This window comes from Pseudomonas rossensis, assembly GCF_039888995.1.
In the GTDB taxonomy this organism is placed as follows: domain Bacteria; phylum Pseudomonadota; class Gammaproteobacteria; order Pseudomonadales; family Pseudomonadaceae; genus Aquipseudomonas; species Aquipseudomonas rossensis.
The window spans coordinates 1-26,046 of sequence record NZ_JBBWCB010000056.1 but is presented as its reverse complement, the minus strand read 5'-3'; the positions used below and the strand labels follow the sequence as shown (position 1 = coordinate 26,046).

The window sequence follows — 26,046 nt, the reverse complement described above, 5'->3', positions numbered from 1 at the left end:
TCGGTGTTTCAGGTGGACCGCATCGCCAGGATTCACGACTGCTTCGCAGCCGAACGCAGCCTCGCTGGGGCTCGACAGCTGCTACAGGGCTCATCATTCTTCAATACAGGATTTGAGACATGAACTACGCAAACCCAACCAAGCTGCAAGCCGCCATCCTCGACTGGGCCGGCACCGTGGTCGATTTCGGCTCCTTCGCGCCGACACAGATTTTTGTCGAAGCCTTCGCCGAGTTCGACGTCCAGGTTTCCATCGAAGAAGCCCGCGGCCCGATGGGCATGGGCAAGTGGGACCACATCCGCACCCTGTGCGATCAGCCGGAAGTGGCCGAACGTTATCGCGCCGTGTTCGGCCGTACGCCGACCGACGACGACGTCACCGCCATCTACAAACGCTTCATGCCACTGCAAATCGAGAAAATCGCCGAGCATTCGGCGCTGATTCCGGGCGCATTGGACACCATCGCCAATCTGCGCCAGCAAGGGATCAAGATTGGTTCCTGCTCCGGCTATCCAAAACAGGTCATGGACAAAGTTGTCGAGCTGGCCGCCACCAACGGTTACGTCGCCGACCACGTGGTCGCCACCGACGAAGTGCCCAACGGCCGTCCATGGCCGGCCCAGGCGCTGGCCAACGTGATCGCCCTCGGGATCGATGATGTCGCAGCCTGCGTGAAGATCGACGACACCGTGCCGGGCATTCTTGAAGGTCGTCGCGCCGGCATGTGGACCGTGGCGCTGATTTGCTCGGGGAACGCGCTGGGCCTGGACTACGAAGGTTATCGCGCCCTGGGCAGCGACAAACTGGCCAGCGAACGTAAACGCATCCATGCAATGTTCGAAGGCTCGCGGCCGCACTACATGATCGACACCATCACCGATTTGCCGGAAGTGATCGCTGATATCAATAAGCGCCTGGCCAATGGTGAGATGCCGCAAACCCACTGATTGCACCTATCGCCTCATAAAAAAGCGCCAGTCCTTAACCGAACTGGCGCTTTTTTGTGGCCAACCTCCTGATCTAGAGCATTGAACGCCCAAATAGCCACAGGCAAATCCACCAAAGCGGATTACAGTTAACGCACACCGTCGAACAAGAACGGTGGCTCGACCTGACCTGTGAGGAACACCGTATGCCCTGGAAGAATTCCGACTCACGCTACAGCACCGTATCGATCGCCCTGCATTGGTTGATGTTGGTCCTGCTGGCGCTGGTTTACGCCTGTATCGAATTTCGCGGGATCTTTCCCAAAGGCAGTGGCGGCCGGACGTTGATCGTCGAAACGCACTTCATGCTCGGCTTGACGGTGTTCGTATTGGTTTGGCTGCGGTTGTTCGCTCGCAGCCTGGGCCCGGCGCCGCAAATCTTCCCGGCCTCGCCTCACTGGCAGACCGTGTTGGCCAAACTGATGCACTGGGCGCTGTACATTTTGATGATCGCCATGCCGATTCTGGGCTGGCTGGTCACCAGCGCCAAGGGCCACCAAGTGATGTTCTACGGCTTCGACCTGCCGTTGCTGGTCGCGGAAGACAAGGCGCTGGCCAAGCAGATCCAGGGCTGGCATGAACTCGGCGGCACCATTGGTTACTGGCTGATCGGCCTGCACGCCGTGGCGGGGATTTATCACCACTATGTAGTGGGCGATAACACCTTGCTGCGGATGATGCCCAAGCGTGGTTGAACACAGCCCTGTAGCAGCAGGCTTCGCCGACTGCTACAGGGATGGCGTACTTATCGAAATCCTCGGCGGCCCTGCAAACCGCCGGTATGGACGAAGATCAGGCGCGTGCCCTTTTCGAATCTTCCCACTTCTACTTGCTGCTTGAGCGCCAACAGGGCTTTGCCGGTGTACAGCGGTTCGAGGGGAATGCCGCTGGCCTGTTCGGTCTGCTCGATGAATTCGAGCAACAGCGGATCGACTTTGGCAAAGCCGCCACGGCTGGCGTCGAACAATTCATAAGCGCGATTGTGTAAACCCGCCTCTTGCACAATTGATTCGACTTGCTGCGCCACACCATGATCGTCCGGCACCGCCAGCGCGCCATACACCGGGTGTTCACCTGCTTCGGCCAGCACCAGGCCGGCCAGGGTCGTGCCCGTTCCACAGGCCAGCCACCAACCGTCGTAGTCACTCCAGCCCAGACCGTTCAACTGCTCGCTGACCATTGTCCTCAGCTGCATGCAGCCCTTTGCTCCCTGCAAACCGCCGCCACCTTCCGGCACCGGATGCAGATCGGGATACTGCGCCTGCCATGGCAACCAGAAACCCGGCTCGTGCCGCGCTCGATAACCGCCATAACCCAGCCAATGCAACTGCATGCCGAACGCCTGCAAGTCTTTTACCGTTGGCGTTTCTTGCGGATGACCGCGCAGCAGGCCAACAGTGCGAAAACCAAAACGCTTGCCCGCGGCGGCCAGTGCATGCAGATGATTGGAGTGGGCACCGCCCAGACTGATGATGCCTTTGGCACCGATCCGGTCAGCGGCTTTCAGGTGCTCGATGAGTTTGAACCACTTGTTGCCGCTGATTAGAGGGTCGATCTGGTCGAGGCGCAGGATCGCGACTTCGATGCCAGCGTTGGTCAGCCAGCCGAGATGAAGGGGTTCTAGCAGGGGAATAGGTAGCCAGTTGGCTGGAGGAGAAAGCATCGGCTCTGCGCAGACATAAAAGACGCCAGTCTATCAGCCAACGCAAACCTTGTAGCAGCTGGCGCAGCCTGCGTCCGGCTGCTACAGGACGTGTGAGTTTTAGAGTTCAGCCGCCAGTCGCGACCCTTGGTTGATCGCGCGCTTCGCATCCAATTCAGCCGCCACATCCGCGCCGCCAATCAAATGCACGTTCTGTCCGGCCGCCACCAGCCCCTCCTGCAATTCGCGCAGCGGGTCCTGCCCGGCGCAGATCACGATGTTGTCCACTGGCAGCACTTGTGGCTCGCCGGTTTCGCCGATGCGGATGTGCAAACCTTCGTCGTCGATCTTCAGGTACTCGACGCTGTTGAGCATCTGTACCTGCTTGTTTTTCAGACCGGTGCGGTGAATCCAGCCGGTGGTTTTACCAAGGCCATCGCCGACCTTGGATTTCTTGCGTTGCAGCAGGAACACTTCACGAGCCGGTGCGTGAGGTTCAGCCTTGATGCCGGCGACACCGCCGCGCGCTTGCAGATGCGTATCGATGCCCCACTCCTTCCAGAACGCCTCGCGATTCTGGCTGGTGGCCACGCCCTGGTGAACCAGGAACTCCGAGACATCGAATCCGATACCACCGGCACCGATCACCGCGACGCGCTTGCCCACCGGTTTGCGCTCAAGGATCACGTCCAGGTAGCTCAGCACCTTGGCGTTCTCGACGCCCGGAATCGCCGGGGTTCTTGGCGCGATGCCGGTGGCGAGAATGATCTCGTCGTAGCCGCCTTCTACCAGTTGTGCGACATCGACGCGGGTGTTCAGGCACACGTCGACGTTAGTGGTCTGCAGTTTGCGGTTGAAGTAGCGCAGGGTTTCGAAAAACTCTTCCTTGCCCGGCACACGCTTGGCGATGTTGAACTGGCCGCCAATTTCGCTGGCCGAATCAAACAGTGTCACCTGATGCCCGCGCTCGGCGGCCACGGTCGCCGCGGACAAACCCGCAGGACCGGCACCGACCACCGCGATTTTCTTGATCTGCTGCACCGACAGGTAGTTGAGTTCGGTTTCATGACAGGCGCGTGGGTTCACCAGGCAACTGGTCAACTTGCCGCCGAAGGTGTGATCGAGGCAAGCCTGGTTGCAACCGATGCAGGTGTTGATTTCATCGGCACGGCCGGCCGCGGCCTTGTTGACGAAGTCCGGGTCGGCGAGGAACGGCCGCGCCATGGAGACCATGTCGGCATCGCCTTCGGCCAGAATCTGCTCGGCCACTTCCGGGGTGTTGATACGGTTGGTGGTGATCAGCGGAATGCTCACCGAGCCACGCAGCTTGGCCGTGACCTTGCTGAACGCGCCGCGCGGCACTTTGGTGGCGATGGTCGGAATCCGCGCTTCGTGCCAGCCGATGCCGGTGTTGATAATCGTCGCACCGGCCTGCTCGATCGCCTTGGCCAACTGGACGATTTCTTCCCAGCTGCTGCCGCCCTCCACCAGATCGAGCATCGACAGGCGGAAGATAATAATGAAATTCGGGCCTACCGCTTCGCGCACCCGGCGGACGATTTCCACCGGCAGGCGCATGCGGTTTTCGTAGCTGCCGCCCCAGCGGTCAGTACGGTGGTTGGTATGGGCGGCGAGAAACTGGTTAATGAAATAACCTTCGGAACCCATGATCTCGACGCCGTCGTACTCGGCCTGTTGCGCCAAGGTCGAACAGGTGACGAAATCGCTGATCTGCTTCTCGATACCTTCCTCGTCCAGCTCTTTTGGCTTGAACGGGTTGATCGGCGCCTGAATGGCGCTCGGCGCGACCTGTTTCGGGCTGTAGGCATAACGCCCGGCGTGAAGGATCTGCATGCAGATCTTGCCGCCCGCCTCGTGCACCGCGCGGGTGACGATCCGGTGCTTGAGCGCTTCTTCCTCGGTGGTCAGTTTGGCTGCGCCGGAGTACACCCCGCCCTCGTCGTTCGGGCCAATACCGCCAGTGACCATCAGGCCAACGCCGCCACGGGCACGTTCGGCGAAGTACGCCGCCATGCGCTCGAAACCGCCGGGCTTTTCCTCAAGACCGGTGTGCATCGAACCCATCAGGGTACGATTGCGCAGCGTGGTAAAACCCAGGTCCAGCGGGGCCAACAGGTGCGGGTAATGAGCGGCGGCCATCGGTAACTCCACATCGAGCGATCACGGAAAAAGTGCAGGAGCTCTTCGGCCCCCGTCAGTCATGTTGGACAGACTAAGAGTCGCGCCGCTGTCACTCAATGACCGTAACTGACAACTTATTGATCCAAATGTGCAGCGCCCCTTGGCAAGTGCCGGCATGCGCCCTACCCTAGTCGCGAATCCTGCACACGGCCGTTGACTGTTTTCCCATGCGCAAACTTCTGTACCTGACCTTCTCCATGGCATTGATTGCCGCCCTTACGACCTACGCCATGTGGGCCGCGGACCGCCCGGTGGGTCATTACCTGTCGGACCTGCGTATCAACCTCGCGGTCGACCAAGGCATACCCGCTGATCGCGGCAATTTGCTGGGCATCCAGCCCGAGCTGTTTCCCACCGACTATCAAAGCTCCGAACGCCTGCACCGCAAGCTGGCGGCTTATTTGCAGAAGGCCCAGGACCAGGGCCTGCTGAATGAAAAAACCATCGTCGTCCTGCCCGAACATATCGGCACCTGGTTGATGGTCAGCGGCGAGAAAGATGAGCTGTACCAGGCGACCACGCTCAAGGAGGCCATGAACTGGCTGGCGGTCAGCAACCCACTGAAGTTCGTCCGCGCACTGATCAGCGCCAAGGGCGACAAACGTCTGGACGACGCGCACCTGCGCATGAAGGCCAAAGGCATGGCCAAGGACTACCAGGCGCTGTTTGGTGGTCTGGCGAAAGAGTTCCACGTGACGTTGGTGGCGGGCTCCATCGTGCTACCCGAGCCCAGCATCATCGACGGCACCCTGAAAATCGGCCGCGGCGCGTTGTACAACAGCAGCGTGGTGTTCGGTCGCGATGGCTTGCCGATCGGCCAACCCCAGCGCCAGATGCACCCGATTTTCGATGAACATGAAGTCATCGCCGCCAATGGCGAGCATACGCTCAACGTCGTCGACACCCCGGCCGGACGCCTGGGCGTGCTGATCGGCAGCGACAGCTGGTACCCGGACAATTACCGCAAGCTCGACGACCAGGGTGCGCAGTTCGTCGCGGTCCCGGCGTTTGTGGTCGGGCGCGGCACCTGGGACAAACCGTGGCGCGGTTACAAGGGGCTGTCGATGCCTGGCTCGGTCAGTCTCAAGGCCGGGGAACTCAGCGAAGGCCAGGCCTGGCATCGTCTGACACTCACCGCTCAACCGCCCAGCAGCCAGGCAATCGCCGGCATGAGCGTGTTCCTGCGCGGTCAGTTCTGGGATCAGGGCAGCGCCGGTCAAAGCTTTCTCAGCAGCAACGGGCAGCAGTTCGCCGACGGCAATGCCCGTGGCGCGCGTTTGCTGAACCTCTGGTTGTAACCGATGAAACCGTTGCCGATGCGCCTCGGCGATCTGTCGGTGGGCTTTGTTCATAGCCTGGCCGACGCCGTGCGCAGCCACGGTGTAGACCCTCAGCCGTTGCTCGAACAATACGGCCTCGACGCGGCTCGCCTCAGCGAAGCGGGCGCCCGGCTCTCGATCCCGCGTTACATGCGCCTGGGCCACAGCGCCATTCAACTGACCGACAACCCGGCACTTGGCTTGCGCATGGGTCAGCTCAGTCGCTTGAGCCAGGTCGGCCTTGCCGGGGTCACGGCCGCTCAGGCGCCAACGGTGCGAGAAGCCGCGCGGTGCCTGATTCGCTTCGAAGCCTTGTATGGCTCCAACTATCGCGGCCAATCGAGCTTTCACGAAGACGCCCAAGGTGCATGGCTGCGGTTCTATTCCATCAGTCCTTACAACGCCTACAACCGCTTCGTGGTGGATTCGATCATCGCTGGCTGGTTGCAGCAATTGTCCAGCGTCAGCCCTGCCCCGTTGCAGGCCGAACGCGTCGATATCGAGTTTGATGAGCCGGATTACCGAACGGCTTATGACGTGCTGGGCGACTGCCCGATCCAGTTTGGCTGCGAGCACAATCAACTGCGCTTGAGCCTTGTCAGCCTCGCCCAGCGCAACCCGGAACACTGCCCGAGCACCTGGCGACACTTGCTGCAACTGTGTGAGCGGGAACTGGAGCAACTGACACGCACCCGCAGCCTGCGTGAACGCATCACTCAGTTACTGGGGCCATTGCTCAATGGTGGCCGGGAACCCGACCTGGAAGAAGTGGCGGCACGCCTGAAGCTGCCGACCTGGACCTTGCGCCGCAAACTCGCCGAGGAAGGCACGCAGTTTCGCGCGATCCTCAATGACACGCGTCGCGACCTGGCCATGACCTACATCCGCGATACCGAACTGGCGTTCGGAGAAATCGCCTACCTGCTGGGCTTTGCCTCAGCCGAAGCCTTTCAACGAGCCTTCAAACGCTGGAGCGGCCAGACTCCCGGCGAGTTTCGCCGCAGTCATCGCCAATCCGCTTGACGCTTACAGCTCGGTAGCGTCTTCGGCCGGTTCCAGCGGGTCCAGTTCAAACGCCTGATACTCGAGCAGCTCTTCTTGATAATCGTCCATTTTGAATCCCCCACAGCTCGTTGAAAAAAACGTCTGAATAAATGACCAGCGCCCCGAGCATAAAGTGCCCACGTGAAAGAAAAATGACGCGGGCACGCCGCTCAGCGGCTACTTAATAAAACGTAGCAGGCCGTCAGGAATTTATCACAGGATTTTTTCGATACAGGCCGTAGGACAACGGCCTGGGTTGACGCGGATCAATTTAAAAGCGCCGCTGCGGGATCGGTTTCGTCTGACCTGATCCCGCAGCGTCAGAGCACGATTACTGGCCTGATACAGGAATGGCCGAAATAGGCTCGGTGGGTGGAGGCAGGCTTGATTGGGGCGGCGGAGTGACCGTTTCCGTGGTCGATGCCGGCTCGGCGTTCTCGGCCGGAGCAATCGGAGCGGCTTCAGGCGGCGGTGCAACCGGCTCAGAGGCAGCTGGAGCAGCTTCGGCAGGCGCCGGCGCAGGTTCTGCCGCAGGTGCCGGGGTCGGCGCCAACGGAGCCGGTGCGGCCTTGGCTTCAGGCACGCCGAGCTCGGGTTTCGGCTTCTCCTTGATGTGCGCGGCCTTTTTCGCTTCCGGCGGCAGGAACAACTCGACCAGGGTGAAAAAACGCTCGTAGAACTTGGGCGACGATACGGTTTCGCTGGCAACCTTGACCATCGAGTCGTCGGACGAGCCGATCGGCATCGACACAGAACCCAGCACGCCTACGCCAACGCTGGCGGAGTTGTTGGTCTTCTTCAGCGCATAACGGTCCTGCAGGGCGTTGGCGAACATGGTCGCGTGGAGCCCCTCACTGCCGTCATCGGCACAGACCACACTGAAGCTGATCTCCAAGTGGCTCTCGCCGGTCTGCTGGAAGCTTTTGTGTCCGCTGACCAGTTTCGGGTCGGAGCTGGTGATGATGTAGCCCTGGCTGAGCAACGCCCGACGGGCGGCTTCGCACGTCTGCGCATCCGTCACCGGGTAGCTGCGCGAAAACGTTCCGGAGTCATCGAAGTTCTCATGCTCGTAGATAGGGGCTTTCTTCGACGAGCAGCCGGCCGCGGCGGCCAGCACCAACGCCAGCCCTGCAACACGCATGGGAAATGATTTAAACATTGAACATCCTGAGGAAAACGGTCCGGGGCGTATTGTGCAACAGATCGATGCTTAGCGGAGTATCGATTAGTGTCTTAAAACAGTTACAGAGTTACTGACCATCGTTTGCAGGAAAAAGTCGCGCGCATAAATGATCGATGAACACCCTAAGCTTGGCGGCGGCGTGCCGACTGGAGGGCCAAAGGATCCAGAATGTGCCAGCGTGCTCCAGGTGATCGTCGAGCACCCGCTGCAATCTGCCGTGTCTCACGTGTTCATGGACCATGAAGTCCGGCAAACAGGCAATGCCCATCCCCTGAAGGGCCACAAAACTCACGGCTTCGATCGAGGTGCTGACCATTCGCGTGGACAGCACCGGCTCTGGGTCGCCTGCCTCGCGACGCAAAGGCCAGGGCTCCAGCTTGCCGGTGGCGTGAAAGGTGTGACGCAGGCAGGCATGATTTGCGAGATCCGTGGGTGTCTGCGGTACACCGTGGGCCTTGAAATACTCAGTAGTGGCGACCAGCACCATTCTAAATCCGCCGAGCGGCCGAGCCATCAGTCGGGAATCCTTGGGATTGCCGGTTCGCACTACCGCATCGAAGCCCTCCTCGACCACGTCGACCATGCGGTCGGACAAATCGATATCCAGTTCGATGTCCGGAAACAGCGCCATGAACTCCGTGAGCACCGGCATTACCAGTCCGGACACCAGAGGCAGGCTGATCCGCAGCTTGCCGTGAGGCGCCGACGCGGCATTACACAACTCGAATTCGGCGGCCTCGACCTCGGCCAGGATCTTGCGACAGCGCTCCAGGAACAGCGCACCTTCCGATGTCAGGGTAATGCTGCGGGTGCTGCGATGAAACAGGCGCACGCCCAACCGCGTCTCGGTGCGGGCGATGCTCTTGCCGATCGCCGATGACGATACCCCCATCAAACGCGCGGCTTGCGTGAAGCTGCGTGTCTCCGCCGCCTGCACAAACACGGCAATACTCCCCAGGCTATCCAATCCGTTACCCTCGCGATTAACGACAGCCATGTCCGATATGTTCGGAACCTTAACCTGTTTTTCCGGGAAGCGCAGCGCCCTACGCTCTGTCCTTGGCTACTCACTGACAGGGACCGCAACGCATGAACGAACCCGAATTGACCGTGCAATCATTGCGCACCGAAGCACAAACCCGTGAACGCCTGCCCCTCAGTGGCCTGCTCGCCCTGGCCACCGCCGGTTTCATTACCGTACTGACGGAGGCGATGCCCGCCGGGCTGTTGCCACAGATGAGCGCGGACCTGAATATCTCGCAAGCGTTGGTCGGGCAACTGGTGACGCTGTACGCCATCGGCTCGCTGCTAGCGGCAATCCCGCTCATCATCGCCACTCGCGGATGGCGTCGCCGCCCTTTGCTGCTGACGGCGATTGGCGGCTTTGCCATCGTCAACAGCATCACCGCACTTTCCACTGACTATGCGCTGACACTGATCGCCAGATTGTTTGCCGGCATCTTCGCTGGGCTGCTCTGGGCACTGGTGGCCGGTTATGCCAGCCGCATGGTGGCATCACACCTGCAAGGCCGGGCCATTGCCGTGGCGATGCTCGGTGCACCGCTGGCACTGTCGCTCGGAGTACCTGCAGGGACGTTGCTGGGCACGGTCGTGGGTTGGCGGCTGAGTTTTGCGATCATGACGGCACTGACCTTGATACTGATCATCTGGGTGCGCTGGCAGGTTCCGGACTTTCCCGGCCAAATCGCCGAAAAACGCTTGCCGCTGCGCAAGGTGTTTGCCCTGCCGGGACTTCGCTCAGTACTGTTCGTGACCGGTTCCTACGTGCTGGCTCACAACATTCTCTACACCTACATCGCCCCTTTCCTGCAGCCGTCCGGACTTGCCGCAACCATTGATCGAGTACTGCTGGTCTTCGGCCTGGCGTCAGTATTGAGCATCTGGATCGTTGGCAGCCTGATCGACCGCTGGTTGCGCGAGCTGGTACTCATCAGCGGCGGGCTGTTCATTGTGTCGGCTCTGGTGCTCGGCTTTTGGGGCGAATCGGCGGTGGTGGTCTATGGCGCGGTGGCCGTCTGGGGATTGGCGTTTGGGGCGATGCCTTCACTGTTGCAGACCGCTTCGGCGAAAACGGCCGGGGATGCGGCGGACACAGCGCAGTCCATGCTGGTGACGATGTGGAATATCGGGATTGCTGGCGGAGGCCTGGCGGGAGGATTGTTGCTCGATAGCCTGGGGGTGATGTCGTTCCCGTGGGTGGTCGCAGCGTTACTGGTACTGACGTTGCTGGCCACGGCGAATGCCCGGACCGACGGTTTCCCTTCCACACGCTAATCGAGTAGGAGGCGGCTTTACAGCCGCCGTCCTCTCACACCACCGTACGTACGGATCCTTATACGGCAGTTCAAGTTATGCGATTAAGCCGGTTTATCGTATCCAGTATTGAGACCAGACCAAGCCGATCCCACAGTTTCTTCGGTAGCGCGTGATTCAAATGCGCAACTCCTGAGCTCCACCATGGGCCACGACCATTGAACGCCGATATGCAGGCGCGATGCCTACTGAGCCCCAGGCGTATCAAGTTACGAGCCCTTGTTGAGGGCTGTTTCCATTGACGCCATACGGCGCAGCGCAGCTTACGACGCACCCAGCCATCAAGCGCCTCAAGTGGCCGCTTGCTTTGACTTAGCTTGAAGTAGCCAGCCCAACCACGCAGCACAGGGTTTATCCGCACGATGACGGTTGCCATCTTGCAACTCCGCGCTCTGTGTAGCAGGTCCCTGACTCGGTCGCGTAAGCGACCCAGACTCATCGTCGCCACTCTTAGTTTCGGCTGTCGGTGCCAGCTCATCCCATAACCCAGATAGTCACAGACCCAAGGTCGTGCCACGCGGCTCTTTTCCCTATTCAGCGTCAGTTTCAAGCGCTGGATCAGGAAGCACTCAACGCTGACCATCACTCGTTCACCCGCCCGACAACTGCGCACATAAATGTTGGCGTCGTCGGCGTAGCGCACGAAGCGATGACCCCGTCGTTCCAGTTCGCTGTCGAGTTCGTTGAGCAGGATGTTCGACAGCAACGGCGAGAGCGGGCCGCCTTGCGGCGTCGCTTCCTGCCGTCGGCTGGCGAGTCCGCCTGACATCGTGCCCGCTTCGAGGTAACGACGGATCAGCTTGAGCACCCGTTTGTCTTCGATTTGGCGCGCCAGATAAGCCATCAGGATGTCGTGATTAACCCGATCAAAGAACTTCTCAAGATCGAGTTCCACGCACCAGCGATGCCCTGCCGCCACATGGGCGCGGGTTTTCTCGATGGTTTGGTGGGCGCTTCTGCCCGGTCGAAAGCCGTAGCTATAATCCGAGAATAGCGGGTCGAAGATCGGCGTGAGCTGTTGCAGCAGTGCCTGTTGGATAAGGCGATCCACGACGCTGGGAATGCCCAGCTGTCGGGTACCGCCTTTGGGTTTGGGGATGTCGACGGCGCGTACACCTTGCGGGTGGTACTCGCCGGCCAGCAACCGATCCTTGAGGATCGGCCAATACTGTTTCACGTAGTCCGCCAAGTCGTCGACCGTCATGCCATCGGCACCCGGCGCGCCCTTGTTGCCGACTACGCGTTGATACGCACGCTTGAGGTTGGCCGGTGCAAGCACCCGCTCCATCAGCGTGTCCGACTCCGCGTTCGTCCACGTCACAGACGCCGCCGATACCTTTGCGCTGTCAGCCGTCATCCTCGGATTCTGTCCGGGACTCGGAGTAACAGTTTTCTCTGGGAGAAATTTCTGCATTTCGATACTCGACGAGACTCTGACGCCTACTGGCGGCATAACCTGTTCGGCCCTTGGCGACGTGGTTATTCGTCACTTACTACGGCCTCGGCTGACTTCTGCACGTTCATCCCGTCGCCTCTCGACGCTCGGTAGCACAGTGGCAAACGTGCAGATCTCCCAGGGTAATTCGCGCGACCTTCCTGCTTATGCCTGTCGGATTTACGTCACAGCGTTCCGTGCAAGTATTGGGCTTTGACGGTTTGGGCCGCCTTACCCCGCTGCGCCGCCTCTATCCGCTTCCTGTTCGTCAGGCCAGCATTTTGCCTCGGGCTTCCTTCAGATTCGCAGTCGCCCACGACACCCTTGCCTCTGGCTAACACTTCCCCTTGCCGGGTGTGTAGAGGACTTTCACCTCCAAGTCACCAGCGAGGCCACCACAGCCAAGCTGGTTGCGCTTGCGCGCAACGCGCCATGCCTGGCGCACCCATAAAAAACCCCGGCCTTTCGGCCGGGGTCTTTGTGTAGCGCAAAACTCAGTCAGGCATCAGAAGCGTTTGATCTCAGCCTGGCTTTCCAGCAGTTTGCGGTAGGCCGCAAAGTCTTGCTGGCCAATGCGCGAAGCGAGGAAGCGACGGTATTGAGCCTTCTCTTCTTCGGTCGGCGCAGCAGCTTCGTTCACGCCGTTCAGACGCACAATCACCAGGCTACCATCGGCCAGGGTCACGCTGCTGAAGGTCGGCTTGTCCTTGGCGGCGGGCTTCGGCATGCGGAACAGCGCCTGCAGCACGGTTGGGTCAACCCCTTCCTGGCCACGAGTAGCTGCCTGGGTCACTTTCCAGCTCTGACCGTCGATCGCCTTGTCCAGCGGAGTCTTGCCATCGCGCAGGCTAACAATCAGCTCTTCAGCCTTGGTCTTGGCGGCAGCACTGGCGTGCTCCTTGGCCAATTGCACGCGAATACTGGCAGAAACGCTTTCCAGCGGCAGTTGCGCAGGCTTCAGGTGTTCCTTGGCGCGCAACACGATCACGGTTTCCGGATCGAGCTCGATGGCGGTGCTGTTGGCACCCTCATCCAGCACTTCAGGGCTGAACGCAGCAGTGATCACCGCACGGTTGGCCGCAACACCTTCGCCACCTTCACGGCCGAACGGTTTGGACGTATGAACAGTGAGCTTCAGGTCCTGCGCCGGCTGAGCCAGATCGGAGGCTTCGAACGACGAGTCTTCCAGTTGCTTGGTCGCCTCGACGAAACGCTGCTCGACCTGCTGGGTTTTCAGTTCACGGGTCAGCTTGTCTTTCAGGCTGGCGAGCGTCGGCACTTCAGGAGCTTCGACACCCAACAGCTTGATCAGGTGAAAACCGAAGTCGGTGCGGACCGGTGCCGAGACCTGATCCTTGGCCAGCGCATACAGCGCTGTTTCGAAGGCTGGATCGTAGACACCAGGACCGGCATAGCCGAGGTCACCGCCGTTGTTCGCCGAACCAGGATCCTGGGAGAACTCCTTGGCCAGGGCTTCGAACTTCTCGCCTTTTGCCAGACGTGCCTGGATCTCCTCGATCTTGGCCTTGGCTTGCGCTTCAGTCACTTTGTCGTTCACTTCGATCAGAATGTGCGCGGCCCGGCGTTGTTCCGACAGGTTCGCGGTTTCTTTCTGATACGCCGCTTGCAGGTCTTCGTCCTTGACGCTGACCTGATCAAAGAAGGAAGCCTTCTTCAACTCGAGGTAATCAATGACCACCTGATCCGGCGTCATGAATTCCTTGGCGTGTTCGTCGTAGTAGGCTTTGACTTCATCGTCGGTCAGCTTCACAGCCGCCGGGTCAGCCTTGACGTTCAGCGACGCGAAATCGCGGGTCTGTTTTTCCAGACGGGCGAATGCCAGAACCTGTGCGTCGGTGACGAAACCACTACCTGCCATACCAGCGCGCAGCTGACCGATCAGCATTTCCTGAGCCAGCATCTGGCGGAATTGCATGCGGCTGTAGCCGAGTTGGCGAATAACCTGGTCGAATCGCTCGGCGCTGAACTTGCCATCAACCTGGAATTCAGGCGTTTGCAGGATCACCTGGTCCAAAGCAGCTTCGGAAAAGGCGAATTTCGAATCTTCTGCGCCTTGAAGCAGCAGCTTGCGATCGATCAAGCCTTTGAGGGCCGATTCGCGCAGCATTTTTTCGTCGAGCAAGGAAGCATCGAAATCCTTGCCCAGCTGTTGCATGAGCTGACGGCGTTGCATATCGACCGCCTGGCTCAGCTCGTTCTGGCTGATTTCTTCGCCATTGACCTTGGCCGCATCCTGGCTGTTGGTCGTCGCTTGGAAAATGGCCTCGATACCGGTGAACGCCATCAGTACAACGATGATCCCGATAATAGTCTTGGCAATCCAGCCTTGTGAATTGTCCCTGATATTCTGCAGCATGCGTCCCCCAGAAACGGTTGAACTTCAAAATTAGGCAACCGTGGAGCGTGGGTAGAATCCGGATAGAAGAAAGGCGCATCCGAGGATGCGCCTTCTCGTAACTGGCGGAGCGGACCGATGACTCGAACTTGCGAGCCTCGGCGTCTCGGATCGGCGACTCGCCGACTGGACTACCGCTCCGCTGCCAGGTCAGGCATGACCCCGACCCGGATAGGCAAAAACCTGAATCGAACTTAGTTGACAGCTTCTTTCAGTGCTTTACCGGCTTTGAAACCTGGTTTTTTAGCAGCTGCGATTTCCAGCGTCTTACCGGTCTGTGGGTTACGACCAATGCGAGCTGGACGATCAGTTACGGAGAAAGTACCGAAACCAACCAGAACAACAGAGTCGCCAGCCTTGAGAGCGCCAGTGACGGATTCGATTACAGCGTCCAGCGCACGGCCAGCAGCAGCTTTCGGGATATCAGCGGATGCAGCGATAGCATCAATCAGTTCCGACTTGTTCACTCTAAGTCCCCTTATATCTATTTGAGTATGATTCTAAGTTTTTTGGTGAAAGCAAAAACGAGTGCTGAATGGCCTACAGACACTTAAGAGCCGCTTTATAACAAGGGCTCTAAAAAGCTGTCAACAAGCCACCCAAGCAAATGCGTACTAATGCGTGCTAATTCTTTCCTTAGAGTCAGACTCGCGTTTTTCATCCTTTGCAACTATCTCTGGAGCTACATCTGGCAAGGGCTCCGGCGCGTATTGCAGCGCAATTTGCAGGACCTCGTCAATCCATTTAACGGGTTTAATCTGCAGATCTTGCTTGATATTGTCAGGAATTTCCTTCAGATCGCGTACGTTCTCTTCAGGAATGATAACGGTCTTGATTCCGCCACGGTGAGCAGCGAGCAGTTTTTCTTTCAAACCGCCAATCGCCAGCACCTGACCACGCAGCGTAATTTCGCCAGTCATGGCGACGTCCGCGCGCACAGGGATCCCGGTCAATGCCGACACCAGAGCCGTGCACATGCCCACACCGGCGCTAGGGCCGTCCTTCGGGGTCGCCCCTTCCGGCATGTGGATATGCGTGTCGCGCTTCTCGTGGAAGTCCAGGGGAATTCCCAGGCTCTTCGCGCGACTGCGAACAACGGTCAGGGCCGCAGTGATCGATTCGACCATGACGTCACCCAAAGAACCTGTTTTGATCAACTGGCCTTTACCCGGTACGACTGCGGCTTCGATAGTCAGCAATTCGCCACCCACCTGAGTCCACGCCAGCCCGGTGACCTGACCGATCTGATCCTGCGATTCGGCCAGACCGTAGCGGAATTTGCGCACGCCCAAGAAATGTTCCAGCATCTCGGCAGTGACCTTCACCGAGAAGCGCTTTTCCATTGCATGCTCTTTGACCGCCTTGCGGCAAACCTTGGCAATCTGGCGCTCCAGCCCACGTACGCCAGCTTCGCGGGTGTAGTAGCGGATGATGTCGCGGATCGCTTCGGCGTCGAACTCCAGCTCGCCTTTTTTCAAACCATTGGCAGTAATCTGCTTTGGCGAAAGGTATTTGACGGCGATGTTGATCTTTTCGTCTTCGGTGTAACCCGGCAGACGAATCACTTCCATCCGGTCCAGCAAGGCGGGTGGAATGTTCATGGAGTTCGAAGTGCAAAGGAACATCACATCGGACAGGTCGTAGTCGACTTCCAGATAGTGATCGTTGAAGTTGTGGTTCTGCTCAGGGTCGAGCACTTCCAGCAACGCCGACGCCGGATCGCCACGCATGTCGCTGCCCATTTTGTCGATTTCATCGAGCAGGAACAGCGGGTTGCGGACGCCCACTTTCGTCATCTTTTGAATCAATCTTCCTGGCATCGAACCGATATAAGTACGGCGATGACCACGAATTTCCGCTTCATCACGCACACCGCCGAGGGCCATGCGCACGAATTTCCGGTTGGTGGCGTGAGCAATCGACTCCGCCAGAGAGGTTTTACCCACCCCTGGAGGACCGACCAGGCACAACACCGGACCACGAATTTTCTTCACGCGTTTTTGCACGGCGAGGTATTCGAGGATCCGCTCTTTGACTTCTTCCAGACCATAGTGGTCTGCATCGAGAATGTCTTCTGCGCGCGCAAGATCCAGACGCACTTTGCTCTGTGCCTTCCACGGCACCTGAACCAGCCAGTCAATATACGAGCGCACCACGGTCGCTTCCGCAGACATTGGCGACATTTGTTTTAACTTGTTCAGTTCACCCTGGGCTTTGGCCAAGGCGTCTTTCGGCAGACCGGCGGCATCGATGCGCTTTTTCAGCTCTTCGATTTCGTTGTGACCTTCGTCGCTGTCGCCGAGCTCTTTCTGAATGGCCTTCATCTGCTCATTCAGGTAGTACTCGCGCTGGCTGCGCTCCATTTGTTTTTTGACGCGACCACGAATGCGTTTTTCGACTTGCAGCAGGTCGATCTCGGCATCCAGCAACGCCAGAACGTGCTCGACCCGGGCCGACAAATCGATGATTTCGAGGATTTCCTGCTTCTGCTCGATCTTCAGGGCCATGTGTGCGGCCATGGTGTCGACCAGGCGGCCTGGTTCGTCGATGCTGTTGAGCGACGACAGGACTTCAGCCGGGACTTTCTTGCCCAGCTGAACATATTGTTCGAACTGAGCCAGCAGGCTGCGTACGAAAACTTCCGACTCGCGCTCTGGCGCGTCGACTTCGTCGATCAATGAGACTTCGGCACGGCAGTGGCCGTCCACTTCGATGAAACGCTCAACGGCACCCCGCTGCTCACCTTCAACCAAAACCTTGACCGTGCCGTCCGGCAGCTTGAGCAGCTGTAGAACGGTAGCAATGGTACCTACGCGATAAAGTGCATCTTCACCGGGATCGTCGTCAGCAGGGTTTCTCTGAGCCAGCAGAAGGATCTGCTTGTCGCCCGTCATCGCTGCCTCGAGGGCTTCGATGGATTTCTCGCGCCCCACGAACAGCGGGATAACCATGTGCGGATAAACCACAACATCACGCAATGGCAGGAGAGGCAATTCGATGGTTGTCTTCATGATTTCGCCTCTACGGCGGCCATAAGGCCGTAAACAGATGGAAGTGAGCTTGAAACCAAGATGGGGGCTACCTTCAAAAAAAACAAGCTTAAAGAAGGTGTTAAAACGCGCAAAAAGCAAAGGGGCCCGAAGGCCCCTTCTTTATTCCAGCAGCGTGACGCTTAGGCGTCTGGCGCTGCCTTGGCAGCCGGCTCACTGTTTTCGTAGATATACAGTGGCTTGGACTTGCCTTCTATAACGCTTTCGTCGATCACTACTTTACTAACCTCGGACTGCGAGGGAATTTCATACATAGTATCGAGCAATACACCTTCGAGAATCGAACGCAGTCCACGGGCACCGGTTTTGCGTTCCAGGGCACGTTTGGCGACCGATTTCAGAGCGTCGGCCCGGAATTCCAGGTCCACACCTTCCATCTCGAACAGCTTGGCATACTGTTTGGTCAGAGCATTTTTCGGCTCGGTGAGAATCTGCATCAGCGCAGCCTCATCAAGCTCGTCCAGCGTGGCAAGTACCGGCAGACGACCGACGAATTCCGGGATCAGGCCGAACTTGACCAGATCGTCAGGCTCGACTTCACGCAGGGACTCACCGACTTTCTTGCCTTCTTCCTTGCTGCGCACTTCCGCGTTGAAACCGATGCCGCCCTTGGTGGAACGGTTCTGAATAACCTTTTCCAGACCGGAGAACGCACCACCACAGATGAACAGGATGTTACGGGTGTCGACCTGAAGGAATTCCTGCTGCGGATGCTTGCGTCCACCTTGAGGCGGAACGGAAGCGACCGTGCCTTCGATCAACTTGAGCAGGGCCTGCTGCACGCCTTCACCGGAAACGTCCCGGGTGATCGACGGGTTGTCAGACTTGCGCGAGATCTTGTCGATCTCATCGATGTAGACAATGCCCATTTGGGCCTTTTCTACGTCGTAATCGCACTTCTGCAGCAGCTTCTGAATGATGTTTTCGACATCTTCACCCACGTAACCTGCCTCGGTGAGGGTGGTTGCGTCGGCGATGGTGAACGGAACGTTCAGCAAGCGGGCCAGTGTTTCGGCAAGCAGGGTTTTACCCGAGCCTGTCGGGCCGATCAGCAAGATGTTGCTCTTGCCGAGTTCGACATCGTCATTCTTTTTGTCACGCTGGTTCAGGCGCTTGTAGTGGTTGTACACCGCTACGGCCAGAACCTTTTTTGCACGCTCCTGACCAATCACGTACTGATCAAGGATGCCGCTGATTTCTTTAGGCGAAGGCAATTTATGCGCGCTGCTTTCGGCCTGGGCTTCCTGCACCTCCTCACGGATGATGTCATTGCACAGGTCGACGCACTCGTCGCAGATAAAGACCGAGGGGCCGGCAATCAATTTGCGCACTTCATGCTGGCTTTTGCCACAGAAGGAGCAATAAAGCAGCTTGCCGTTGTCCTCGCCGTTGCGGGTGTCAGTCATTCGTTCGATCCAAATCCGATAGGCTTGCAACACAAGATGAAGGCTATTGCGGGCTTTTTCAAGCCCGCTGGTGATCGGACGCGCCGACCAACCCTATTTTGAGCTGCTTATTTTAAGCGGGGCGCTGGCTGATCACTTCATCGATCAACCCGTATTCACGCGCTGCTTCTGCACTCATGAAATTATCGCGGTTGGTATCGCGCTCGATTTCTTCAAGAGTGTGCCCGCTATGCTTGGCCATCAGCGTGTTGAGACGCTCACGAATGAAGAGGATTTCCTTGGCATGGATTTCGATATCCGAAGCCTGGCCCTGGAAACCGCCCAGTGGCTGGTGAATCATCACACGCGAGTTCGGCAGGCAGTAACGCTTGCCGGGGGCACCGGCCGTCAGTAGAAACGCACCCATGCTGCACGCTTGACCGATACAGGTGGTCGACACGTTTGGCTTGATGAACTGCATGGTGTCATAGATCGACATGCCAGCCGTCACCGAACCGCCCGGGGAGTTGATATAGAGATGGATGTCCTTGTCCGGGTTTTCCGCTTCAAGGAACAGCAGTTGCGCACAGATCAGGTTGGCCATGTAGTCCTCTACCGGACCAACCAGAAAGATCACTCGCTCCTTGAGAAGGCGCGAGTAGATGTCATAGGCGCGCTCGCCACGAGCAGACTGCTCGACAACCATCGGGACCAGGCCGCCTGCGGCCTGGATATCAGAGTTCTGCTGAATATACGAATTACGGAACATGCTCTGCAGTCACTCCCAAATAGTTATGTCTTGAATACGCATAAGCCAGCACGAAGGCTGGCTTATGGTGTGTACTTCTTACCGCAAAAACGATCAGTCGGCTTGTGGAGCTTCTACCGGCTTGACTGCTTCTTCGTAAGAGACCGATTTGTCGGTCACGTTAGCCTTCTGCAGAACAGTATCCACAACTTGTTCTTCCAGCACAACCGAACGGACTTCGTTCAGTTGCTGGTCGTTCTTGTAGTACCAGGACACAACCTGCTCAGGCTCTTGGTAAGCCGAAGCCATTTCCTGAATCATTTCACGAACGCGGGCTTCGTCAGGCTTGAGGTCGAATTGCTTGACCACTTCAGCCACGATCAGACCCAGGACAACGCGACGCTTGGCTTGCTCTTCGAACAGCTCGGCCGGCAGTTGCTCAGGCTTGATGTTGCCGCCGAACTGCTGAACAGCCTGCACGCGCAGACGGTCAACTTCGCTGGACAGCAGAGCCTTAGGCACTTCGATCGGGTTGGTGGTCAGCAGACCGTCCATTACCTGATTCTTGACCTTGGATTTGATCGCCTGACGCAGTTCGCGCTCCATGTTCTTGCGAACTTCGGTGCGGAAGCCTTCCAGACCGGTTTCCTTGATGCCGAATTGAGCGAAGAATTCTTCGGTCAGCTCTGGCAGTTTTGGCTCGGAAACAGTGTTCACGGTCACGGTGAACTCAGCGGTTTTGCCTGCCAGGTCGAGGTTCTGATAGTCCTCTGGGAAGGTCAGGTTCAGAGCGCGCTCTTCGCCGGCTTTAGCGCCAACCAGACCGTCTTCAAAACCAGGAATCATGCGGCCGGAACCCAGAACCAGCTGAGTACCTTTGGCAGAACCGCCAGCGAACACTTGACCGTCGACCTTGCCGACGAAATCGATGTTCAGCTGGTCTTCGTTTTGAGCAGCGCGATCGGCCACTTCGAAACGGGTGTTCTGCTTGCGCAGCACTTCCAGCATTTTGTCCAGATCGGCATCAGCCACGTCAGCGCTCAGGCGCTCAACCGCGATACCTTCGAAACCGGCAACAGTGAACTCAGGGAACACTTCGAAAATCGCGACGTATTCCAGGTCTTTGCCAGCTTCCAGCGATTTCGGCTCGATCGAAGGAGCGCCAGCCGGGTTCAGCTTTTGTTCAACAACAGCTTCGTAGAAAGAAGACTGGATCACGTCGCCAACCGCTTCCTGACGTGCATCAGCACCAAAACGGCGCTTGATTTCACTCATTGGCACTTTGCCTGGACGGAAGCCAGCAATCTTGGCCTTTTGGGCAGTCTGCTGCAGACGCTTGTTGACCTGAGTCTCGATGCGCTCAGCCGGCACGGTGATGCTCATGCGGCGCTCAAGAGCAGAAGTATTTTCAACAGAAACTTGCATGGATATTCCTCGTTGCACAGACGTTAGCCGGCCGTTTCCGACCCCAGAATCAAGGGCATGCATTCTAGTGGGTCAAACTCAAGAAGTCACCCTACTGAAAACGGGTAAAAAAGCAGCAGGCAATTTATAGGCGGGGACAAACGGTTGTGCCTCGCCCTGTTAGCAAATACAGCCAATCATGCCAGGGCTCTGCACCAATCCTTCTATATATAGAAGGCATCGGCAATCCATCCCTGACAGTCGACCCCACAAGGGGACCAACGGGCGAATCAGCATCATCGAGAAACATAAATCCGACGATCCGAGCCGCCCTCTCGACCCAGAACCTGCGGCCGCTTTGAACATTCAGACTTCTAAAACAAAAACGGCGCAGCCCTTTTCAGGTGCTGCGCCGTTTTCTGCTATTAAATAGCTACTTGTAATGGTGCGGACGGAGAGACTCGAACTCTCACACCTTGCGGCGCTGGAACCTAAATCCAGTGTGTCTACCAATTCCACCACATCCGCATCAAGCTTTTAAAGCAAAGGCGCCAGACTATTAATCTGGCGCCTTTCTAAATATGGGGTGGACGAAGGGGATCGAACCCTCGACAACGGGAGTCACAATCCCGTGCTCTACCAACTGAGCTACGCCCACCATATTGCCATGTTGCGCTACTTGTGCCAAAGCTGCCTAATGGCGCACCCGGCAGGACTCGAACCTGCGACCATCCGCTTAGAAGGCGGATGCTCTATCCAGCTGAGCTACGGGCGCCTTGTTAATCTGTATTCTTGGACGATTACAAACTAAGTGCTTTCAGTCTCACCGAATCAAACATCAACTCTGATCGACCTTCTTAACCAGTGCTAGGCTGTGCCCGACAAGTGCGACGAATGTTATAGGTGACCCTGAAGGTCGTCAACTCTTTTTTAAAAAAAATTCATTTAATTAAAGGGGTTAGGGGAATTTGCAGACCAAGCGCCTTTGCCCTCACCTCATGACATGCGAGAATGCGTTCTCTTTTTTTCCCCTCTCGATGGTTAATCACGCGCAATGACTGCACAACTAATCGACGGCAAATCGATCGCCGCCAGCCTGCGCCAGCAGATCGCCAAACGCGTCAACGAGCGTCGCCAGCAAGGTCTGCGCACGCCCGGTCTCGCGGTGATTCTGGTCGGCAGCGATCCCGCCTCTCAGGTTTATGTCTCGCACAAGCGTAAAGACTGTGAAGAGGTCGGCTTCATTTCCCAAGCCTACGACCTGCCTTCCGAAACCACTCAAGAAGCGCTGACCGATCTGATCGATCGCCTGAACGACGACCCGGCGATTGATGGCGTTCTGCTTCAGCTTCCTTTACCTGAACACCTGGACGCCTCCAAATTGTTGGAACGCATTCGTCCAGACAAGGACGTCGACGGTTTCCACCCTTATAACGTCGGCCGCCTCGCCCAGCGTATTCCGCTGCTGCGTCCGTGCACCCCTAAAGGCATCATGACGTTGCTGGAAAGCACCGGTGTCGATCTCTACGGGATGGACGCAGTGGTTGTCGGGGCCTCCAACATTGTTGGCCGCCCAATGGCAATGGAATTGCTGCTGGCCGGCTGCACCGTAACCGTCACCCACCGCTTCACCAAGGATCTGGCAGGCCACGTCGGTCGCGCCGATCTGGTGGTGGTCGCCGCCGGCAAGCCGGGGCTGGTAAAGGGTGAGTGGATCAAGGAAGGCGCGATCGTGATCGACGTCGGCATCAACCGCCAGGAAGACGGCAAACTGGTCGGTGACGTGATCTACGTCACCGCCCTGCCCCGCGCCGGCTGGATCACTCCAGTCCCGGGTGGCGTTGGCCCGATGACTCGCGCTTGCCTGCTGGAAAACACGCTGTACGCAGCCGAAACACTGCACAGCTGAGTTCGCATTTTCATTGCTGCGACGAACAAAGGAACCCCGCCATTGGCGGGGTTCTTTTTGCCTGAACTAAAAACGCTACCACTCGCCGGAAACCTACTATTTGTAGGGGGTTTCAAGGACTTTGACCTGTTCATTGATCAACCATCGACAGTTCTTCAGCCATACTCCTAAAATGCGTCGTTTTTAAAGAAACAACCCGTTACAGAACGGCTTATCCACACCTAACGAGTCTGCCAGCGTGAAAATCCGTCTTTCCATCCTGAGCCTATTTTTTGCATTTACAGGGACTTTCACCACGCCAATGGTCAACGCTGCCGACACCACTTCGGCGCCGCGAGATACGTCAACACTGAAGATCGCTTCCAGCAGCGCATTGCTGCTGGATCTGCAGACCAACAAAGTCATCTATGCCAGCAACCCTGACGTGGTAGTGCCGATCGCTTCCGTCAGCAAACTGATGGCTGGCCTGATCGTCGTCGAAGCCAATCAGAACATGGACGAATACCTTTCCATCAACATCAGCGACACGCCGGAAATGAAAGGCGTGTTTTCCCGAGTCAAACTCAAAAGCGAATTGCCGCGCCGGGAAATGCTGCTGATTGCCCTGATGTCCTCGGAAAACCGCGCTGCCGCGAGCCTTGCCCATCACTACCGTGGCGGCTATGTTGCGTTCATTGCAGCGATGAATGCCAAAGCCAAGGCACTGGGCATGACCAGCACGCACTTCGTCGAACCCACCGGCCTCTCCCCTCGCAACGTGTCCACGGCCCGCGACCTGAGCAAACTGCTGATCGCTGCGCACAAGTACCCACTGCTGACTGAGCTGAGTACGACCAAGCAAAAAACCGTCTCGTTCCGTAAACCCAACTACAGCCTGGGTTTCCGTAATACCGACCATTTGGTCAACAAGCCGAACTGGGACATCAAGCTGACGAAAACCGGCTTCACCAACGAGGCAGGTCACTGCCTGGTGCTGGTCACCAGCATGGGCAACCGCCCTGTTGCGCTGGTCATCCTCGACGCCTTTGGCAAGTACACACACTTTGCCGATGCCAGTCGCATCCGCAGCTGGGTTGAAACCGGCAGGGGCACGAACGTGCCGTCTGTAGCCTTGCAGTACAAATCCGACAAGAACCTCAAGCATCGTCAGAGCGGCGTGGTTGAAGCGTCGAAATAAGTAAACGACAGGTAAAAGAAAGCCCCGACTATTCGGGGCTTTTTTTCGTCCTGCGTTAATCATTGGGCAACGGCATCTGGTCGTCATCTGGAATGCCGTCCCCGGCACTCGGATTTCTCGTGCCGTGGGGATGTTCCGTTGGCACTACCATCGGACGCGCCAAGGGATCCCTTAACGGATCGTTCGGATCCATCACGGGGTCAACACCCTCTTCCGGCGTGGTTGGAACGCTGTCCGGACGTTTGTCGTTGAAACTCGAATCGGTAGACATACGCACCTCACTATGACTCAGGGTTTCAGATCGGCGAGTGGATCGTAAGGCTTCGCAGGCGCCTTGGGATTATCGCCCGGCTTCACATCCCTCGGGGCCTTGGCGGGTCCGATGGGGTCGACCTGAGGATCGGCGAGGTCCGGTGAATCGGGGTCGAACCCCAACTCATCGCCCGACGAATGCTCGGACGAGTGCGGGCCGACGGGAGTATTGGAATGAACCATGGGCGCCTCCTGGTCACAGCCCGTAGAAATACGGGCTCTATACCTTAGAAGCCGGCAACGTGCAGGGGTGCCCGACAGATGACGAACGGACTTACTGCGCGTTCAGCGCTTTCTTCGCCCTGGCGGCCGCCTGCTCTTGACCTGCCTGGGCAAGGTCGCTCGCTGCCTTGAGCCATCGCTGTTGATCGACATTGGCCGGCAGTTGATTCGGCTTCTGAATCAGCACGGCCCAGCCACCGGCATCCTTGAGCGCCGATTCAAACGAACCGAAGCCCATCAACTCCCGACGATTCATGCCCGAGCGCAGCAGCACTGTCTGTTTCTGGCGGTTGTACCCGGCAAGAATGGCGTAACGCGGTTCAGCCCAGAACGCCGAGCCTTCCGTGAAACGCACCATTACCGGGTAACCGGCCGCAACCTGGGTCAACAGTGCAGGCAGATTGCTGTCGAGGGGATAGACGAGCATGCCGTACTCGCGAGCGAGGTTCTGCATGTTCTGCTGCAACTGGGCTTCGGCACCCGGCAAATGCAACGGTTTCTCGAGCAAACCTGGCGTAGTCACAATGCCTTGCTGGGACAACATGCTGGCCAGCACTTGCGGCCCACTTTGATTCGCCACGCCACGGTAGAACGTGCCACTGAGCTCGACTCGCTCCGGCAGGCGCTTGATTTCAGGCGCCACACTCCCCGCGCAGCCAGACAGACCTGCAACGCAGCCAACGACCAGCACTAACGATCGAATTCGAGAAAATACCCGCACCATCATCACTCTCTTGATTTAGACGCCAGGCATTCGCGCTTCCGGCTTGGCCGTCGATCATAGGACGCCGCGCGGCAGCGGTATAGCCTTAACCGGCAGATGATGGCATTCGATAGAGCGAACTGATTGGTGTCAGCCGACCTTTGGTCAATAGCCTGAAACACAGCAGCGACTAGACTGTCATGTGCAAAGAGTGTGTGCCCGCAGCAGGGCGAAGAGGAGGCACTGATGAGCCTGGCAATGACCATTGTGATGTTGATTTCTGGCTGGCTGGCCGTTGCCGCCGCCATGTTATGGGGAGTCCTGCGAATTACCCGTCGGCACCATCACCACCCTGCTCAATCGGCGCCGTTGGTGAAAACGGATGAAACCACTGCACACCACGCCAGCGCGCACTGACTGGAACTTTTTTAACAGCAAAAAAAACGGCCGCCTGCCCTAATGCCGATCAGTTAAGCCTTCTCGCTTGACCTTTGGCCGCAAGAAATCAAAATCCGATGCCTGTACTGGCATCGGATTTTTTTATGCGTCTCGCTCGGGCACTGGAACTGACCCAC

The 26,046-nt window shown here is 57.9% G+C and carries 21 protein-coding genes, 3 tRNA genes and 1 pseudogene; 8 read left to right on the top strand and 17 right to left on the bottom strand.

What is annotated here, in order from left to right; genetic code table 11:
* The first annotated feature begins 119 nt into the window (after positions 1-119).
* Positions 120-947, top strand: a complete 828-nt coding sequence (phnX, locus tag WLY71_RS16460; protein ID WP_347804381.1) for a phosphonoacetaldehyde hydrolase — start codon at positions 120-122, stop codon at positions 945-947.
* Between the two features lie 185 nt (positions 948-1,132).
* The gene (locus tag WLY71_RS16455; RefSeq protein ID WP_347804380.1) at positions 1,133-1,681 is read left to right on the top strand and encodes a cytochrome b; all 549 of its coding nucleotides are present in this window, start codon (positions 1,133-1,135) and stop codon (positions 1,679-1,681) included.
* Positions 1,682-1,731: 50 nt separating this feature from the next.
* On the opposite strand, the gene WLY71_RS16450 is transcribed toward WLY71_RS16455, so the two are convergent.
* Positions 1,732-2,649: a 1-aminocyclopropane-1-carboxylate deaminase/D-cysteine desulfhydrase gene (locus tag WLY71_RS16450; RefSeq protein WP_347804379.1), complete on the bottom strand. Its 918-nt coding sequence runs from the start codon at positions 2,647-2,649 to the stop codon at positions 1,732-1,734.
* 99 nt (positions 2,650-2,748) lie between these two features.
* Positions 2,749-4,788, bottom strand: a complete 2,040-nt coding sequence (locus WLY71_RS16445; RefSeq protein WP_347804378.1) for an oxidoreductase — start codon at positions 4,786-4,788, stop codon at positions 2,749-2,751.
* A gap of 209 nt (positions 4,789-4,997) precedes the next feature.
* On the opposite strand from WLY71_RS16445, the gene WLY71_RS16440 reads away from it, so the two are divergent.
* Together WLY71_RS16440 and WLY71_RS16435 are read left to right on the top strand one after the other, a co-directional pair.
* The gene (locus tag WLY71_RS16440; protein ID WP_347804377.1) at positions 4,998-6,128 is read left to right on the top strand and encodes a nitrilase-related carbon-nitrogen hydrolase; all 1,131 of its coding nucleotides are present in this window, start codon (positions 4,998-5,000) and stop codon (positions 6,126-6,128) included.
* Positions 6,129-6,131: 3 nt separating this feature from the next.
* Positions 6,132-7,172 (top strand): AraC family transcriptional regulator, encoded by a 1,041-nt coding sequence (locus WLY71_RS16435; protein ID WP_347804376.1) that lies wholly within the window; start codon positions 6,132-6,134, stop codon positions 7,170-7,172.
* 352 nt (positions 7,173-7,524) lie between these two features.
* Here the strand turns inward: WLY71_RS16435 and WLY71_RS16430 are convergent, their stop codons facing one another.
* Positions 7,525-8,352 carry a DUF2242 domain-containing protein gene (locus WLY71_RS16430; protein WP_347804375.1) on the bottom strand — a complete coding sequence of 276 codons (828 nt, stop codon included), beginning with the start codon at positions 8,350-8,352 and terminating at the stop codon, positions 7,525-7,527.
* Between the two features lie 91 nt (positions 8,353-8,443).
* Positions 8,444-9,343, bottom strand: coding sequence for a LysR family transcriptional regulator (locus tag WLY71_RS16425; RefSeq protein WP_347804389.1), 900 nt, complete (start codon positions 9,341-9,343; stop codon positions 8,444-8,446).
* A 122-nt stretch (positions 9,344-9,465) separates the two neighbouring features.
* Here WLY71_RS16425 and WLY71_RS16420 point away from each other — a divergent pair, with 122 nt between their 5' ends.
* Complete coding sequence (locus WLY71_RS16420) at positions 9,466-10,671, top strand: MFS transporter (RefSeq protein ID WP_347804374.1); 1,206 nt, start codon at positions 9,466-9,468, stop codon at positions 10,669-10,671.
* Between the two features lie 70 nt (positions 10,672-10,741).
* Here the strand turns inward: WLY71_RS16420 and ltrA are convergent, their stop codons facing one another.
* The 10 genes from ltrA to WLY71_RS16370 form a co-directional block, all read right to left on the bottom strand.
* Positions 10,742-12,163, bottom strand: a complete 1,422-nt coding sequence (gene ltrA / locus WLY71_RS16415) for a group II intron reverse transcriptase/maturase (protein WP_347804373.1) — start codon at positions 12,161-12,163, stop codon at positions 10,742-10,744.
* A 487-nt stretch (positions 12,164-12,650) separates the two neighbouring features.
* A complete protein-coding gene (locus WLY71_RS16410; protein WP_347804372.1) occupies positions 12,651-14,522 on the bottom strand; it encodes a SurA N-terminal domain-containing protein in 1,872 nt (623 codons plus the stop codon).
* Positions 14,523-14,755: 233 nt separating this feature from the next.
* Positions 14,756-15,028 (bottom strand): HU family DNA-binding protein, encoded by a 273-nt coding sequence (locus WLY71_RS16405; protein ID WP_002552737.1) that lies wholly within the window; start codon positions 15,026-15,028, stop codon positions 14,756-14,758.
* A 147-nt stretch (positions 15,029-15,175) separates the two neighbouring features.
* A complete protein-coding gene (lon, locus tag WLY71_RS16400; RefSeq protein WP_347804371.1) occupies positions 15,176-17,572 on the bottom strand; it encodes an endopeptidase La in 2,397 nt (798 codons plus the stop codon).
* Positions 17,573-17,733: 161 nt separating this feature from the next.
* Positions 17,734-19,017: an ATP-dependent Clp protease ATP-binding subunit ClpX gene (gene clpX / locus WLY71_RS16395; protein WP_007946893.1), complete on the bottom strand. Its 1,284-nt coding sequence runs from the start codon at positions 19,015-19,017 to the stop codon at positions 17,734-17,736.
* 112 nt (positions 19,018-19,129) lie between these two features.
* Positions 19,130-19,765: an ATP-dependent Clp endopeptidase proteolytic subunit ClpP gene (gene clpP / locus WLY71_RS16390; RefSeq protein WP_046047575.1), complete on the bottom strand. Its 636-nt coding sequence runs from the start codon at positions 19,763-19,765 to the stop codon at positions 19,130-19,132.
* A gap of 93 nt (positions 19,766-19,858) precedes the next feature.
* A complete protein-coding gene (tig, locus tag WLY71_RS16385; protein WP_347804370.1) occupies positions 19,859-21,169 on the bottom strand; it encodes a trigger factor in 1,311 nt (436 codons plus the stop codon).
* A 422-nt stretch (positions 21,170-21,591) separates the two neighbouring features.
* Positions 21,592-21,676, bottom strand: a tRNA-Leu gene (locus tag WLY71_RS16380).
* Positions 21,677-21,730: 54 nt separating this feature from the next.
* A tRNA-His gene (locus WLY71_RS16375) sits at positions 21,731-21,806 on the bottom strand.
* A 40-nt stretch (positions 21,807-21,846) separates the two neighbouring features.
* Positions 21,847-21,923: transfer RNA gene (locus tag WLY71_RS16370), tRNA-Arg, on the bottom strand.
* A 279-nt stretch (positions 21,924-22,202) separates the two neighbouring features.
* Between WLY71_RS16370 and folD the strand changes: the two genes are divergently transcribed.
* Together folD and pbpG are read left to right on the top strand one after the other, a co-directional pair.
* The gene (gene folD / locus WLY71_RS16365; RefSeq protein ID WP_347804369.1) at positions 22,203-23,057 is read left to right on the top strand and encodes a bifunctional methylenetetrahydrofolate dehydrogenase/methenyltetrahydrofolate cyclohydrolase FolD; all 855 of its coding nucleotides are present in this window, start codon (positions 22,203-22,205) and stop codon (positions 23,055-23,057) included.
* 238 nt (positions 23,058-23,295) lie between these two features.
* Positions 23,296-24,234, top strand: a complete 939-nt coding sequence (gene pbpG / locus WLY71_RS16360) for a D-alanyl-D-alanine endopeptidase (protein ID WP_347804368.1) — start codon at positions 23,296-23,298, stop codon at positions 24,232-24,234.
* Positions 24,235-24,289: 55 nt separating this feature from the next.
* Here pbpG and WLY71_RS16355 read toward each other — a convergent pair whose 3' ends face one another.
* The 3 genes and pseudogenes from WLY71_RS16355 to WLY71_RS16345 all read right to left on the bottom strand — a co-directional run bounded on the left by WLY71_RS16355 (position 24,290) and on the right by WLY71_RS16345 (position 25,550).
* Positions 24,290-24,505, bottom strand: a complete 216-nt coding sequence (locus tag WLY71_RS16355; RefSeq protein WP_347804367.1) for a hypothetical protein — start codon at positions 24,503-24,505, stop codon at positions 24,290-24,292.
* Between the two features lie 17 nt (positions 24,506-24,522).
* The gene (locus tag WLY71_RS16350; RefSeq protein WP_347804366.1) at positions 24,523-24,729 is read right to left on the bottom strand and encodes a DUF6021 family protein; all 207 of its coding nucleotides are present in this window, start codon (positions 24,727-24,729) and stop codon (positions 24,523-24,525) included.
* 91 nt (positions 24,730-24,820) lie between these two features.
* A pseudogene (locus WLY71_RS16345) lies at positions 24,821-25,550 on the bottom strand (peptidase C39 family protein).
* Between the two features lie 167 nt (positions 25,551-25,717).
* Between WLY71_RS16345 and WLY71_RS16340 the strand changes: the two are divergent.
* Positions 25,718-25,888 carry a hypothetical protein gene (locus WLY71_RS16340; protein ID WP_347804365.1) on the top strand — a complete coding sequence of 57 codons (171 nt, stop codon included), beginning with the start codon at positions 25,718-25,720 and terminating at the stop codon, positions 25,886-25,888.
* Positions 25,889-26,046: the final 158 nt, after the last annotated feature.